The organism is Blautia sp. HCP3S3_H10_2, assembly GCF_052122375.1.
Classification (GTDB): Bacteria; Bacillota; Clostridia; order Lachnospirales; family Lachnospiraceae; genus Blautia_A.
The window spans coordinates 222,304-236,967 of the sequence record NZ_JBQKCL010000002.1 but is presented as its reverse complement, the minus strand read 5'-3'; the positions used below and the strand labels follow the sequence as shown (position 1 = coordinate 236,967).

Sequence of the window (14,664 nt, the reverse complement as noted above, 5' to 3'; positions counted from 1 at the left end):
TTATTAAAAAAATTAAAAGATATAATTTAAAGGAGGAAGTAACATGAAGAAAAAAATGGTGAGCGTTTTGTTAACAGCTTCTATGGTAGCAGGAATGACAATGTGTGCGATTCCGGTTATGGCAGAAGATGCAGAGACACCGGAGAATACCGTTACCGGTGACGCTTCCGCAGATGACTCTTTCGTAGTATGGGGATGGAATGATGATATCAAGAAAATCCTTGATGGACCATTCAAAGATGCTTATCCGGATGATTATGAGAGAATCGTATTCGTAAACACAGGCGGATCTGACTACTATCAGAGCAAACTGGATCCTGTACTGGATGATCCGTCCAACGAACTGTATCCGGATATGATGGGTCTGGAAGTTGACTACGTTCAGAAATATGTAAATAGTGACTGGGTACAGAATGTAGCTGATCTTGGAATCACAGCTGATGATTATGCAAACAGCTATCAGTACAACCTGGATCTTGGATCCGATGTTGATGGTAATGTAAGAGCTCTGTTCTGGCAGGCAACACCTGGATGCTACGCAGTTCGTGCAGATCTGGCTGAGAAATATCTTGGAACAACAGATCCGGCTGCAATCGCTGAGAAATTCAAAGATCTGGATACTATCGTTGCTACAGCAAAAGAAGTTAACGATGCTTCCGGCGGAAAATGCAAACTGTTCTCCGGTTATGATGAGATCAAACGTAGCCTGACCGGTTCCAGAACCCAGGGCTTCTATGATGAGAACGATAAGATCACAATTGATGACAACATCAAGACATACATGGAAACCGCTAAAACTCTTTATGATGAAGACCTTACCTTCAACACAGATCAGTGGAGTGCTGACTGGAGCGCAAACATGAGCGGTGATGGCGTTGATTCCAATGCAGCTCTTGCTTATATGGGATGCCCATGGTTTGTATACTGGTGCTTAACAGATGAGTGGAAAGACAACACAATTCTTGTTCCTACTCAGACAAAATGCTACTGGGGCGGCACAGGACTTGCAGCTACAACAAATTGTGCAGATACCGATCTTGCAGCTAAGATTATGAAATTCTTCACCTGCGACGAAGACGGAATGGTTGCAATCAACGCTCTGAACTCTGATTATGTAAACAACACAGCAGCTGTCAGCAAGATTATCGAGGCTGGTACATCCGCAGATGGTAACGGATATCTGTATCCAGACGCTGGACAGAACTTCATGGAGTTCTTCCTTCCATTAGCAGACGGACTTGATGCTTCTATGGTAACAGCAGAAGACCAGCAGATCCTTTCCCTTATGGATACTCAGGTTAAGTCTTATGCTACAGGCGAAAAAGACCTTGATACTGCAATTGCAGATCTGACCGCTTCTATCCATGACACATTCTCTTACCTGAGCGCAGAATAATCTGATCTGGTAAGGATGGTGGATGAAAATCCATAAATAAGTAGTAGTGAATGTGCTGCTTCTTCCCCAAAAGAAGGAGCAGCACATTCTTATATACAGAATATGCGAGCTGTTGCTTTTACTAAAATAGCAGAATGACTGCCAGTGGCAGGGATGCGATGTAAAAGCTGCTGGGTGTATACTCACAGTAAAAGATATTACAGGCGGGACTTTTCCCGTCAGTGTCAGGCATTCTGCCTGGGAAAAGCAGGCAAAGTTCAGACAGGAGGCTGTTATGAATAAGAAAAAGAAAAAAATGATCAATTATGGAAGGTACGGCTACTTCTTTATTGCACCGTTTTTTATCACTTATCTGGTGTTTCAGTTATGGCCATTGATCAATACCTTCTATTACAGTACTTTATCTTACTACAAACGTAACGGACGTGAATTTATGGAATTTGCAGGGATGCAGAACTTCCTTAATATTCTTGGTATGACTGCTGGTGAGAGAGGATATGTGCTCAGCTATCTGAAGAATACCCTGGTAATGTGGGGCTGTAACTTCGTTCCTCAGATCCTGGTTTCCCTTCTTCTGGCTGTCTGGCTGACAGATGAGAAGGTTAAGGTAAAGGGAACCGGAGCCATGAAGGTTATCGTATACCTTCCAAGTGTTATTACAGCAGCATCTGTTTCCGTACTGTTCAAATCCTTGTTTTCCCAGTATGGACCGATTACCCAGACTTTGAAGGACTGGGGAATCTTAAGCAGCAATTTTGATTTTATGTCCAGCGTAGCAGGAAGCCGTGGACTGATCTCCACAATCCTGTGGTGGATGTGGTTTGGTAATACGACCCTGCTTCTGATCTCCGGTGTGCTTGGTATTGACCCGGGACTGTTTGAAGCAGCCGATATTGATGGTGCAACAGGCTGGAAGAAATTCCGTTACATCACATTACCGCTTTTGAAACCGATCATGCTGTATACACTGGTTACATCCGCAATCGGTGGTCTGCAGATGTACGATATCCCGGCATTGTTCAATGTTCCGGAAACAGGACTTGTAGGTCTGCCGGATGATAAGACGACCACAATGGCAATGTATATTATGCGTCTGTACAACAGTGATGTCGGAAAGGCAGCAGCTGTTTCCGTAGTACTGTTTATTATCACACTGGTTGTCAGTCTGGTTCTTTTCGCTACTATGAGCGACAGTGAAGACAGACGTATGAAGAAAGAGCAGAAACAGCGTAGAAAGGCAGGTGGAAGATAATGAGTAAAGCTACAACTACTGACAGCTACAGCAAAAATATGCTGCACCAGAAAATCTTCCGTACAGTGATTTGTGTTTTGTTCTGTATCATTGCATTGTTACCATTCGTTCTCCTGGTTATGAATGCCACAAGAGATTCCGAGTCCATTAAGGCTGGTGTTTCTCTGATCCCATCTACACACCTGATTGAGAACTGGAAAAACCTGATGATCAAACAGAATGGTATGCAGATTACATTGCAGAAAGCGATTATCAACTCTGCAACGATCACCATTCCTGGAACCTTCCTGTCCGTTTATTTTTCATCTTTGACAGCATATGGTATCCATGTATATGATTTCAAATTTAAGAAATTCGCATGGGCTTTCATTATGGCAGTTATGATGGTTCCAAGCCAGATTTCCATCATCGGTTTCTACCGTTTTATGCTGGATCTGAAGCTGATCGATACATACATTCCGCTGATCATTCCTACCATTGCAGCTCCAACCGTTGTTTTCTTTATGAAACAGTACATGGAAAGTACGTTATCCCTGGAAATGATCGAGGCAGCCAGAATTGATGGTTCCAAAGAGTGGAATACCTTTAATAAGATCATTCTGCCAATCATGAAGCCGGCAGTTGCAACACAGGCGATCTTCCAGTTTATCGCACAGTGGAACAATCTGTTTACACCTACGATTTTGCTGACAACAGATTCCAAGAAAACACTTCCTATGTTCGTACAGCTGCTGAGCTCCAACCAGTTCCGTACAGACTATGGTGTAGTTTATGTGGGACTGTTTGTAACCATTATCCCGCTGGTTGTTGTATATCTGGTTCTGTCCAAATATATTGTTGCTGGTGTAGCACTTGGTGGTGTTAAGGGCTGATGGATAATTGCAGATTCGTTATTAAAAGTATGAAAAAGTTGAAATAAGAATGGCCGGAGGAGAAATCCCCCGGCTGTTTTTGTGTTGTAGGAAGTAGATTCTGAATAGTTACCATGATTTTTTTACAGGATTGAAAATTTCATATTTAATAGGTGGCAAAAGTCCTGTTTTGTGATATACTAGTTTAGCTCCTTTCTGGAAAAAATTCGGATATTTCTATATACAGTGGAGCAAAGTGTAAGAGAACAATTGGGAAAGGTTATTATTTTATGAATTATCAGGAAACTATAACATTTATTCTGGAGCTGATCGGGACGATCGCATTTGCCGCGTCAGGTGCGCTGGTAGGATCAGAGCAGAAGATGGATATTTTCGGAGTGTCCGTACTGGGCGTGATCACAGCTGTGGGAGGTGGAATGATCCGTGATGTGACACTTGGAATCATTCCTCCGGGAGTTTTCCAGAAACCAGTTTATGCGGCAGTGGCAGTATTGACGTCTGTGGTGGTGTTCTTTCTTCTCTATTTCAAGAGAGAGCTGCTTAAGGGAAATGTCACTTACGATAAGGTGATGCTGGTGATGGACTCTGTAGGGCTTGGCATTTTCACAGTAGTGGGTGTCAATACAGGAATCCGTCAGGGATTTGCAGACAATACCTTTTTATTAGTATTTGTAGGAACGATCACTGGTGTTGGCGGAGGCCTTCTTCGTGATATGATGGCAGAAGTGCCGCCTTACATTTTTGTAAAGCATATTTATGCATGTGCCTCTATTGTCGGGGCAATCGTGTGCGTATACTCCTACCGCTGGTTTGGGGTGGTGGCATCTCTGTTTTTCGGATCTGTCGCCGTGATATTGATGCGGTATCTGGCTGCACATTACAGATGGAATCTGCCGAAGCTGAAATAAGAAGGATAAGGCAAATGCACTGAAAGGAGTTCATATGATTAAAGCGGAAAATTTATCCTATTCTTTTCCACATAAAGAATTATATAATAAAATATCTTTCACCCTGGAGGATGATGTACATTGCGCCTTTATCGGTACCAATGGGACAGGGAAGAGTACCCTGGTGAACATGATCCTTCACCCGGAGGAATATTTATACGATGGGAAGCTGATCATCGACGTACCTGGGAGGATTGGATATGTCAGTCAGTTTTATACCGTTGACGAAGAGAAAGAAGTAACAGTATTTGATTACCTTAGTGAAGAGTTTGTGCGCCTGCAGGATAAGATCAATCAGCTGTGTGAAGAGATGGGGGTTACAGAGCATCTGGAAGAGGTAATGGAAGAGTACCAGACTACTCTGGATGAGTTTAACGCTATTGACGGGGATTTTTATGAGAGCAACATCCATAAGCAGTTAAAAGTGGCAGGGCTTGCCGGATATGAAGACCAGCTGCTGACCAGCTTAAGCGGCGGGGAGTTTAAACTGGTACAGGCAATCCGGGAAATGATGATCAGCCCGAAATTTATTATTATGGATGAGCCGGATGTATTCCTGGATTTCGGACATTTAAATGCCCTTTGTGACCTGATCAATTCCCATAAGGGAACGCTCCTTGTGATCACACACAACCGTTATCTTCTGAATCATTGTTTTAATAAGATTCTTCATCTGGAAAATACGGAAATGCAGGAATTTGACGGCAATTACGTGGATTATAATTTTGCCCTTCTGCAGATGAAAATCGAGCAGCAACAGCTGGCAGCTGCGGATATGGAGGAGATTGAGCGTAACCGTAAGATCGTGGAGCGTCTTAGAAACAGCGCCACAGCAATCGACAGTGCCACAAGAGGCAGAAGTCTTCATGCCAGGGTCTCCCTTCTGGAGCGCCTGGAAGCCAGAAAGACCAGATCCCCGTTTGTGGATATCAAACAGCCAAAGATTGTGCTTCATGCAGAGGAGAAAGAAGAAGGAGAAGGGGAAACTGTGCTTCAGGTAGAGGATTACAATGTGACCTTTGACCGTGAGATCATGGAGCATGTATCTTTTTCTTTGCAGGCCGGGGAGAAGGTAGCAATTGTGGGACCAAACGGTACCGGTAAGACCACTCTTTTAAGAGACATTATGAAAGGGGAAAATCCGGCTATCCGGTTGGGAGAAAATGTAAAAATGGCATATCTTTCCCAGATGCATGGGGAGGTATTTGACGAGAAAGCTACCGTTCTGAAGAACTTTGAAGATGCAGGCTTTGACACGGATGCACAGGTGATTTCTTATCTGGAAACTTATGGATTTGAGAAAGAGCTGATCTACAGTCCGATAAGTGAGCTGTCTGGTGGAGAGAAGAATCTTCTTCAGCTTGCGAAGATTTCCAGGACAGGAGCAGGTCTTCTCCTTCTGGACGAGCCCACCAGCCATCTGGATACCTATTCCCAGCTGGCCCTGGAGCAGGCGATTGCAGACTATAATGGGACGGTTCTGATGGCTTCCCATGATTTCTATACGGTTGCGAATTGTATGGATTATGTGCTCCTTACAGAGAATAAGGGCCTTCGTAAGGTAAGCATGCGGAAATTCCGTAAGATGATCTATGCAGATCATTTTGACAAGGATTATTTGGAATATGAGCAGAAGAAAAAAGAGCTGGAGAACCGGATCGCATTTGCCCTTCAGGCTGGCAAGTATGAGGATGCAAAACGGATTTCGGAAGATCTGGAGAAGCTTCTGCAGAAATACAACGGATAGTAGGAGAAAAACAGGAAATCCATCTGAGATTGCTTCAGTGGATTTCCTGTTTTAAGATAAGGGAAACAAAAATGTAGTATGATGTCTAAGTAAGTGATTACTCCTCGTGAGTATCCTGCAATGCCAGATAACCTTCCTCGCCAGTTCTGATCTTGACAACGTTTTCGATATCGTAAACGAATACTTTTCCATCACCGATCTGGCCGGTATGAAGAACTTTCTTGGCTGTTTCAATGACTTTCTGTACGGGAACAAGGCTGACAACGATTTCAATCTTAACCTTTGGAAGCAGGTTCATATCCATCTCAACGCCACGGTAATAAGCCGGAGCACCTTTCTGGACGCCACATCCAAGGACATTTGTGATAGTAATACCAGTTACACCGATTTCGTTCATGGCCTGCATAAACTCTTCCAGTTTGTTCTGACGAGTGATGATAACCACCTTTGTCAGCTTGTGAACACCATCTGCAGGAATCTCAGGAACAAATTCAGCAGGAGCGGAAGGTCTTGGAACAGAGGTGAACTCTCTGGAGGTTCCCATAGGAGTTGGTACAGAACCAACGGCATCGCGGATAGTGAATCCGTCATAAGCGCTTGCAAGGCCATGTTCTTTCATATCAAGACCCTGAATCTCTTCTTCAGCGGATACACGAAGACCGATGGTGTGTTTGATCACCTGGAAGATGATGGTCATGGTTACTACAACCCAGGCGATTGTGATCAGCATACCTGCAAGCTGTACACCGAATCCGTGGACGCCGCCGCCTACAAGAAGTCCTTTCCAGTCAGTACCGGTTCCATCGGAGAAAAGACCAACTGCAAGGGTACCAAATGCACCGTTTAAACCGTGGACGCCGACAGCACCAACCGGGTCATCTACTTTTAACACTTTATCAATAAACTCAATACCAAATACAACTACGAAACCTGCAAGGATACCAATGATAGCAGCAGATGTTGGGGATACAGTATCACATCCTGCTGTGATTGCTACAAGACCAGCAAGGGAACCGTTCAGTGACATGGAAACATCTGGCTTTTTGTAACGAATCCATGTGATCAGCATAACGGTTACAGTGGCAACAGCTGCAGCAAGGTTAGTAGTAACGAAGATCTTACCTGCACTTACCATAGCATCCCCTTCCATGGATACGGTGGAAGCGCCGTTGAAACCAAACCAGCAGAACCAGAGGATAAATACACCAAGTGCACCAACGGTAAGGTTGTGTCCTGGGATGGCCTTTGATTTTCCGTCTTTTGTATATTTGCCAATACGTGGTCCAAGGATGATGGCACCGATAAAGGCTGCAACACCACCTACCATATGTACGGCACAGGAACCTGCGAAATCATGGAAGCCCATCTGGCTGATGAAACCGCCGCCCCAGATCCAGTGACCGGAGATCGGATATACGATCAGGCTGATCATAAGACTGTATACACAGTAAGATGAGAATTTGGTTCTTTCAGCCATGGCACCGGAAACGATGGTAGCAGAAGTAGCACAGAATACGGTCTGGAAAATCAGAAATGCCCAGAACGGAACTCCGTCAGGAAGCATTGCGCTTCCGTAATTTGCTTCAGAAGCAATACCGCCGATTCTGCCAAAGAAGCCGTTGCCTGCACCAAACATGATGCCGAAGCCCACCAGCCAGAATGCCGGGGTACCGATACAGAAGTCCATCAGGTTTTTCATAATAATGTTACCTGCATTTTTTGCTCTGGTAAAGCCTGTCTCTACCATTGCGAATCCGGCCTGCATGAAGAAGACCAGCGCGGCACCAACAAGTACCCAGATCGTGTTTACTGCTGAATAATCCATAACAATTTCCTCCCTCGTATAGTGTCAGTTCCTGTAGATGGAAGAGACACTTTTTTAATATAAAAAACGCGAAAGAGAAAACAATTCTGTTTTTCCTTCGCGCCTTTACGATCATGGTATATGTCTGCGTCAGCAGAACTATAAAGTTGTAAAAAAGGATACCTGCCCATCAGATGGACAGGACCTTAATATGTAAAACAGGGGATATCCATATCGTGTGATTAATGGATGAGGAAATCGATAATGAATTATGAAGTAGAGTTTCATAAAAGATATCCCCTGTATTTACCGTTATTGGAAGCAGAATCCGAAAAACGGATCGTTTCCTTAGCAGAGCTGCTTAAATGTAGAAGAGGAGCTTTCCATATGTAGGATATGGAAGCAGGTCATCCGGAATAAGTGTTTCAGCCTCATCAGCAGATTTTCTAAGCTCTGCCATATCTTCAAGTACCTCGGACTGATATACCTTTGCATTTTCAAGAACATCCTCAGTAGCTCTTGCCTTAGCAGTATCAGCTTTCAGTTTTTCAAGGCCTTTGGTCATGGCATCCTGAAGTCCGGAAAGCTTGACAAGAAGAGCTGTTTCGCTTTCACAGGAAATTCCAGGAACTACAGAAGCCTTCAGGCTTGCAGTACTTGCGATTTCTTCGATATAAGACATAACAGATGGAAGCAGGTCTTTCTGGACCATTTCAACCATAGTGTTAGATTCAATATTAATGGTCTTGGAGTAGTTCTCAAGCCAGATCTCATAACGGGAATGGATTTCCTCGCTGGTATAAATGCTGTGCTTGGTGAACAGGTCGATATTCTTCTGTGCAATCCACATCGGAAGTGCATCCGGAGTAGATTTCAGATTGTAAAGACCACGTTTTTCAGCCTCTTCGATCCACTCATCTGTGTAACCGTTGCCGTTGAAGATAACACGTTTGTGTTTCTTGATGGCTCTCTTGATCAGTTCGTGGACTGCATGCTCCATATCCTCAGGAGCTACACCATCCAGCTCCTTTGCAAACTGGTCAAGTGCTTCTGCAACAGCAGTGTTCAGTACGATATTTGGGTTTGCAACAGAAGCTGCGGAACCAAGCATACGGAACTCGAATTTGTTTCCGGTAAATGCAAATGGTGAAGTACGGTTTCTGTCGGTATTGTCTTTGGTAAAGTGAGGCAGTACAGTTGCTCCGATATCCATCTGGACAGCAGCATGTGAGGTAAAGTAAGTATCGTTCTCAATGGATTTCAGAATCTCTGTAAGCTCATCGCCAAGGAAAATGGATACAACAGCTGGCGGAGCCTCGTTGGCACCAAGTCTGTGGTCATTTCCTGCGCTTGCAACAGAAATACGGAGAAGATCTGCATATTCATCAACTGCTTTGATAACGGCCATAAGGAACACCAGGAACTGGATGTTCTCAGATGGAGTTTTACCAGGATCCAGAAGGTTTACACCGTCATCTGTGATCATGGACCAGTTGTTATGCTTACCGCTTCCGTTGATTCCATCAAATGGTTTCTCATGAAGGAGGCAGACAAGATCATGTTTGTTCGCAACCTTTTTCATGATCTCCATGGTCAGCTGGTTGTGGTCAACGGCAACATTGGTGGTATCAAATACAGGAGCCAGCTCATGCTGTGCAGGAGCAACCTCGTTATGTTTTGTTTTTGCCGGAATACCAAGCTTCCAGAGCTCCTCATCAAGGTCATGCATATAAGCTGCAACCTTTGGCTTCAGAGTTCCGAAGTAATGATCCTCCATTTCCTGTCCTTTTGGAGCAGGAGCACCAAGTAAGGTACGTCCGCAGAATACAAGGTCTTTTCTTTCTTTATAAAGCTCCTTAGGAACCAGGAAGTATTCCTGCTCAGGTCCTACGGTGGTGGAAACATGTTTGATTCCCTTGTTTCCAAGAACATGGAGCATATTTACAGCTGCTTTATTTAAGGTATCCATGGAACGAAGAAGAGGAGTCTTCTTATCAAGAGCCTCGCCGCTGTAAGAACAGAAAGCAGTAGGAATGTAAAGGGTTCCATCTTTAATGAATGCCGGTGAAGTAGGATCCCAGGCAGTATAGCCTCTTGCCTCGAAAGTAGCACGAAGACCACCGGATGGGAAACTGGAAGCATCCGGCTCGCCTTTTACAAGCTCTTTACCGGAGAAATCCATAATCACCTGTCCATCACCTGTAGGGGAAATGAAACTGTCGTGCTTCTCAGCCGTAACATTTGTCATAGGCTGGAACCAATGTGTATAATGGGTAGCACCGTTCTCAATTGCCCATTCCTTCATGGCTACTGCAACTGAGTTTGCAACATCAAGCTCCAGATGAGTACCATTTTCGATGGTTTTCTTCAGTGCCTTGTACATGTCCTTAGGTAATTTACTGCGCATGATCCTGTCGTTGAAAACAAGACTTCCATAAATCTCGGGAATATTCTGTGTCATAACGGATACGCTCCTTTCATCTTTCATTTTCTTTCTTCATCCTGATTGATTCTGATAAAAAGAAAAAGGCGCCTTGGATCCATTTCTGTAATCCAAAGCGCCTTTGCTTTATGTCCTGTAGTATACTCGAAAAAATTAAGTTGTCAATAGATTTTTTGAAAAAAATCCCAAAAGATTTTTGCAAAAACCTAAAAAAAGTTCTTGACAGAAATTGGGTTGGCGCACTTGACAAATGGGTTTCTTCCATTATAATTTTTTTGTGAATTGTATCTGAATAACCATTAAATTCAGTACCGAGGAGGAAAACAAATGGCAGAGATTAAAGAAGAATGCGGTGTCTTCGGAATCTATGACCTGGATGGAAATGATGTGACATCTTCCATTTATTATGGTCTTACAGCCCTGCAGCATCGTGGCCAGGAGGCCTGTGGCCTGGCGGTATCAGATACCAAAGGCCCTATCGGAAATGTGAAATTCCATAAGGATCTTGGTCTGGTGAGTGAAGTGCTCCGCAAGGAGACCCTTCAAAAAATGCAAGGTGATATCGGAATCGGACACGTACGTTATTCTACTACCGGAGCTTCTGTAGCAGAGAATGCACAGCCGTTGGTTTTATCTTATGTAAAAGGCAGCCTGGCGCTTGCACATAACGGAAACCTGGTGAATACCAAAGCCCTGAAGTGGGAACTGATCCAGAGTGGGGCTGTTTTTCATACGACTACGGATTCAGAAGTGATTGCGTTCCATATTGCAAGGGAGCGGGTTCATACCAGAAGCGTGGAAGAGGCTGTGTTAAATACAGCGAAGAGGCTTCAGGGAGGCTACGGCCTGGTGATCATGAGCCCGCGTAAGCTGGTTGGTGTCCGGGATCCATACGGCCTGAAGCCACTGTGCCTGGGCAAAAGAGACAATGCCTACGTCCTGGCATCAGAGAGCTGTGCGCTTACTTCTGTTGGTGCTGAATTTATCCGTGATATAGAGCCAGGGGAGATGATCACCATCAGCCGTGACGGCATCAAGTCTGATCTGACCCTGTCCCAGATGGTAAAGAAGCGTGCGCACTGTGTTTTTGAATATATCTATTTCGCAAGACTGGATAGTACAATGGATGGAGTGAAGATTTATGATGCCCGTATCCGTGGCGGTAAATCCCTTGCCAAATCTTATCCGGTTGACGCTGATCTTGTTACCGGTGTTCCGGAATCTGGACTTCCGGCAGCCAAGGGATTTTCAGAAGAATCCGGGATTCCCTTTGGCTTCGCCTTTTATAAAAATTCCTATATTGGCAGAACCTTTATCAAGCCAACCCAGAAGGAACGGGAATCCAGTGTCCATATGAAGCTGAGTGTATTGGAAGCAGTGGTAAAAGGCAAGCGTATCGTACTTGTAGACGATTCCATTGTCCGCGGAACCACCATCGCCAATCTGATCCGCATGCTGAAGGAGGCTGGCGCACTTGAGGTTCATGTAAGAATCAGCTCCCCGCCGTTTTTACATCCCTGTTATTTCGGAACAGATGTGCCAAGCAACGATCAGCTGATCGCCGCCCAGCATTCCACAGAGGAAATCCGTAAAATGATCGGCGCAGATTCCCTTGGCTATATGGAAATCGATTATCTGGAAGGAATGGCAGGAGGACTGCCAATCTGCAAAGCATGTTTTGATGGAAAATATCCGATGGAAATACCCGATGAGAATAATTTACAAAATGATTTTGAAATTCATAAGATCTGAAAGAAAAATCTGGACTGTATTTTCCATGATAGAACAAATCCAACAGTAAATATGTATATAATATCCAATATACCGGCTGCAAAATTGTGCAACCGGTATATTTATTGCCAAAATGTTACGAAAAAATGTACGAGAAAAAACTTGACAAAAATCGAGTCTGGGTGCATAATTTGCCTCAATCAAGGGAAAACGTTTTCTGGTAATCCCATGATCAATAAAGGATAGGATATTCCTGTAAAGCAGAAAGGGTGATAACGATGTGTCAGAAGCAGATCAAGCTGAATGCAAAGGAAGATGTTCAGGAATTTGTGAAGGCAGCTGGTAAATGTGATTTCGACATAGATGTTTTCTATAACAGAATCATCATTGATGCAAAATCCATTCTGGGAGTTCTGAGCATGGATCTTACACAGGTTCTTACTGTGCAGTGCCATGGCGAGAGCAAGGAATTTAACCGTACATTACAGAAATTTGCAGTTGCCTGATTTTTTGCAGCCGCAATCGGCACGATCTAAGTGCCGCACCACAATTGTTAAAAACAGATATTGCCGGGAATGACTTTAGAAGTGAGACAGCATGGGACCTGGCGGTGTCTGTTTTTTTATATAATAGGAAATCATTACATTAAATATCATTACATTAAATCACAAAAGTGCATTGACAAAGCAGAAAAAATGATTTATTATAATCCATATTTTGAATAAGAAATTGTTTTGACAAAGGCGTCAAAGAGAGATGGACAGGTCAAGTGCCCCCTGAAATCCTCTTTGGCGCTCTTTTTATTGGAAACAAAAGCATTTGGAGGAGGAAATCGAAAGATGGCAGTAAAATACGTTTTTGTCACTGGCGGTGTTGTGTCAGGACTTGGAAAGGGAATCACGGCAGCTTCACTTGGAAGACTTTTAAAAGCAAGAGGATTTCAGGTAACCATGCAGAAATTTGATCCTTATATCAACATTGACCCGGGAACCATGAACCCCATCCAGCATGGAGAAGTTTTCGTAACAGACGATGGAACAGAAACCGACCTGGATCTGGGACACTACGAGCGATTCATTGATGAAAGCCTGGACAAAAATTCCAACGTGACTACTGGAAAAATTTACTGGTCCGTTTTACAGAAGGAACGTCACGGAGACTTCGGCGGAGGTACCGTGCAGGTAATCCCTCATATTACCAATGAGATTAAGAGCCGTTTCTACCGTGCGAAATCACCGGACGAAGACCGGATCGCCATTATTGAAGTAGGTGGAACTGTGGGAGACATTGAGAGTCAGCCATTTCTGGAATCCATTCGTCAGTTCCAGCATGATGTGGGACATGAAAATGCGATCCTGATCCATGTTACCCTGATCCCATATCTGAAGGCTTCCGGAGAGATGAAGACCAAGCCAACCCAGGCCAGCGTAAAAGAGCTTCAGGCAATGGGAATCCAGCCGGATGTGCTGGTATGCAGAAGCGAATATCCGCTTACCGATGATCTCCGTGCAAAGATTGCCCTGTTCTGTAATGTACCGGTAAGCCATGTGCTTCAGAACCTGGATGTGGAATACTTATATGAAGCGCCGCTTGCCATGGAGCGTGAGAAGCTGGCTGATGTGGTGATGCAGTCACTTGGCCTGGAAAAACGGAAACCAGATCTTTCTGACTGGGAGGAAATGGTAGAAAGCCTTCGCCATCCGGACAAAACCGTGAACATTGCCATGGTAGGAAAATATACACAGCTTCATGACGCATATTTAAGCGTTGTGGAAGCATTGAAGCATGGAGGAATTGCATGCAAGGCGAAAGTAGAGATCACCTGGATCGATTCCGAAGAGCTGAATGAGAAAAATCTGGACCAGAGACTTTACAGCGTAGACGGAATCCTGGTGCCAGGCGGCTTCGGCGGCAGGGGAACCGAAGGCATGATCCTGGCTGCGCAGTATGCCCGGGTTCATAAAATCCCATATCTTGGAATCTGCCTGGGAATGCAGATGGCCATTGTGGAATTTGCCCGCCACGTGCTTGGCTATGAGGATGCGAACAGCATTGAGCTTGCTCCGGAAACCACCCACCCGGTGATCGCACTGATGCCGGACCAGGAGGATGTGGAGGACCTGGGCGGAACCCTTCGTCTTGGAAGTTATCCTTGTGTACTTTCAGATGGTTCCTTATCCCTGGAACTTTTCGGACAGAAGGAGATCCAGGAGCGTCACAGACACCGCTATGAGGTCAACAACGCATACCGGAAGGAACTGGCAGAAAAAGGAATGACCATTGCCGGAACTTCCCCGGATGGCCATATTGTGGAAATGATCGAGATTCCGGCCAACCCGTTCTTTGTAGGAACCCAGGGACATCCGGAATTTAAGTCAAGACCGAACCATGCTCACCCGCTGTTCCGTGGATTTATCCAGGCAGCTGTAGATAAAAAGAAGAAAGAGGAAGCTCTTAATCAACAATAGAAAG

At 44.5% G+C, this 14,664-nt stretch carries 10 protein-coding genes; 8 read left to right on the top strand and 2 right to left on the bottom strand.

All coding sequences use genetic code 11. The annotated features are described in order from the left end of the window. Window positions 1–43 precede the first annotated feature (43 nt). From ACTQWB_RS03000 to ACTQWB_RS02980, 5 genes are all read left to right on the top strand, one after another. Window positions 44–1,396: a hypothetical protein gene (locus ACTQWB_RS03000; RefSeq protein ID WP_441500288.1), complete on the top strand. Its 1,353-nt coding sequence runs from the start codon at window positions 44–46 to the stop codon at window positions 1,394–1,396. A gap of 274 nt (window positions 1,397–1,670) precedes the next feature. Beyond that, window positions 1,671–2,648, top strand: coding sequence for a carbohydrate ABC transporter permease (locus ACTQWB_RS02995; protein ID WP_441500287.1), 978 nt, complete (start codon window positions 1,671–1,673; stop codon window positions 2,646–2,648). Beyond that, a complete protein-coding gene (locus ACTQWB_RS02990) occupies window positions 2,648–3,520 on the top strand; it encodes a carbohydrate ABC transporter permease (protein ID WP_441500286.1) in 873 nt (290 codons plus the stop codon). Before ACTQWB_RS02995 ends, ACTQWB_RS02990 begins: the two co-directional genes overlap by 1 nt. A gap of 269 nt (window positions 3,521–3,789) precedes the next feature. After that, window positions 3,790–4,428 carry a trimeric intracellular cation channel family protein gene (locus ACTQWB_RS02985; protein ID WP_441500285.1) on the top strand — a complete coding sequence of 213 codons (639 nt, stop codon included), beginning with the start codon at window positions 3,790–3,792 and terminating at the stop codon, window positions 4,426–4,428. A gap of 34 nt (window positions 4,429–4,462) precedes the next feature. Then, complete coding sequence (locus ACTQWB_RS02980; RefSeq protein WP_441500284.1) at window positions 4,463–6,214, top strand: ABC-F family ATP-binding cassette domain-containing protein; 1,752 nt, start codon at window positions 4,463–4,465, stop codon at window positions 6,212–6,214. A 97-nt stretch (window positions 6,215–6,311) separates the two neighbouring features. On the opposite strand, the gene ACTQWB_RS02975 is transcribed toward ACTQWB_RS02980, so the two are convergent. Both ACTQWB_RS02975 and ACTQWB_RS02970 read right to left on the bottom strand, forming a co-directional pair. Beyond that, the gene (locus ACTQWB_RS02975) at window positions 6,312–8,039 is read right to left on the bottom strand and encodes an ammonium transporter (protein WP_441500283.1); all 1,728 of its coding nucleotides are present in this window, start codon (window positions 8,037–8,039) and stop codon (window positions 6,312–6,314) included. Window positions 8,040–8,379: 340 nt separating this feature from the next. Continuing rightward, the gene (locus ACTQWB_RS02970) at window positions 8,380–10,479 is read right to left on the bottom strand and encodes a glutamine synthetase III family protein (protein ID WP_441500394.1); all 2,100 of its coding nucleotides are present in this window, start codon (window positions 10,477–10,479) and stop codon (window positions 8,380–8,382) included. A gap of 309 nt (window positions 10,480–10,788) precedes the next feature. Between ACTQWB_RS02970 and purF the strand changes: the two genes are divergently transcribed. The 3 genes from purF (at window position 10,789) to ACTQWB_RS02955 (ending at window position 14,660) form a co-directional block, all read left to right on the top strand. Beyond that, on the top strand, window positions 10,789–12,213 hold the full coding sequence (gene purF, locus ACTQWB_RS02965) for an amidophosphoribosyltransferase (RefSeq protein ID WP_441500282.1): 1,425 nt from the start codon (window positions 10,789–10,791) through the stop codon (window positions 12,211–12,213). 257 nt (window positions 12,214–12,470) lie between these two features. Next, the gene (locus tag ACTQWB_RS02960) at window positions 12,471–12,698 is read left to right on the top strand and encodes an HPr family phosphocarrier protein (RefSeq protein WP_441500393.1); all 228 of its coding nucleotides are present in this window, start codon (window positions 12,471–12,473) and stop codon (window positions 12,696–12,698) included. A gap of 333 nt (window positions 12,699–13,031) precedes the next feature. Continuing rightward, window positions 13,032–14,660, top strand: a complete 1,629-nt coding sequence (locus ACTQWB_RS02955) for a CTP synthase (RefSeq protein ID WP_441500281.1) — start codon at window positions 13,032–13,034, stop codon at window positions 14,658–14,660. Window positions 14,661–14,664 lie beyond the last annotated feature (4 nt).

Bases quoted from the DNA above. Each gene is read 5' to 3' on its own strand.
- ACTQWB_RS03000 (WP_441500288.1), top strand. From the start codon at position 44: ATGAAGAAAAAAATGGTGAGCGTTTTGTTAACAGCTTCTATGGTAGCA.
- ACTQWB_RS02995 (WP_441500287.1), top strand. From the start codon at position 1,671: ATGAATAAGAAAAAGAAAAAAATGATCAATTATGGAAGGTACGGCTAC.
- ACTQWB_RS02990 (WP_441500286.1), top strand. From the start codon at position 2,648: ATGAGTAAAGCTACAACTACTGACAGCTACAGCAAAAATATGCTGCAC.
- ACTQWB_RS02985 (WP_441500285.1), top strand. From the start codon at position 3,790: ATGAATTATCAGGAAACTATAACATTTATTCTGGAGCTGATCGGGACG.
- ACTQWB_RS02980 (WP_441500284.1), top strand. From the start codon at position 4,463: ATGATTAAAGCGGAAAATTTATCCTATTCTTTTCCACATAAAGAATTA.
- ACTQWB_RS02975 (WP_441500283.1), bottom strand. From the start codon at position 8,039: ATGGATTATTCAGCAGTAAACACGATCTGGGTACTTGTTGGTGCCGCG.
- ACTQWB_RS02970 (WP_441500394.1), bottom strand. From the start codon at position 10,479: ATGACACAGAATATTCCCGAGATTTATGGAAGTCTTGTTTTCAACGAC.
- purF (WP_441500282.1), top strand. From the start codon at position 10,789: ATGGCAGAGATTAAAGAAGAATGCGGTGTCTTCGGAATCTATGACCTG.
- ACTQWB_RS02960 (WP_441500393.1), top strand. From the start codon at position 12,471: ATGTGTCAGAAGCAGATCAAGCTGAATGCAAAGGAAGATGTTCAGGAA.
- ACTQWB_RS02955 (WP_441500281.1), top strand. From the start codon at position 13,032: ATGGCAGTAAAATACGTTTTTGTCACTGGCGGTGTTGTGTCAGGACTT.